Here is a 499-nt window from a genome sequence, read left to right as displayed (position 1 = left end):
GGCACGTGCGCCCCGCGGTCGCGGGCGGGGCCGCGCGAGCGCACGCCGGCGATCTCGCGGCGGAAGGCGTCCGGGTCGGTGATCGAGGCATCCGTGATGCGGGCGAGGCCGGCGCTCGCGATGATACGGTCGACGGTGTCGTCTGGGTAGCTCGCGAGGATGACCTTGCCGATGCCGGTGGTGTGCAGCGGGGCGGCATGGCCGACGCGGGAGGGCATTGTGTACGGTTTGCGGGAGTCGCTGCGCATCACGTAGACGATCGAGTCGCCGGCGAGGTAGCCGATGTGCACGGTGCAGTCCACGGTCGCGACGAGGTCGTCGACGAAGGGTTGGGCGATCGCGGAGATGTCGACGCCGGCGAGGGCGCGGCCGGCGATCGCCAGGATCGCCGGGCCCGGCAGATAGCTGCCGGCGGGGTCGGTCGCGAGGAACCTCTGGGTCACAAGGGTAGCGAGCAGGCGGTGCACGGTGGCCTTGGGCAGGCCTGTCGCGGCGACGA

At 72.1% G+C, this 499-nt stretch carries 1 protein-coding gene; it reads right to left on the bottom strand.

Going from position 1 to position 499, the window contains the following annotated elements:
- A partial coding sequence (locus QN345_RS19760; RefSeq protein WP_323509207.1) for an IclR family transcriptional regulator occupies nt 1-499 on the bottom strand: 499 nt, incomplete at both ends.

This window comes from Cryobacterium sp. 10I1 (assembly GCF_035019805.1).
GTDB classification, from domain to species: Bacteria; Actinomycetota; Actinomycetes; order Actinomycetales; family Microbacteriaceae; genus Cryobacterium; species Cryobacterium glucosi.
Note: the sequence above shows the minus strand (reverse complement) of the source record. Positions and strands in the feature narration are given on the sequence as shown.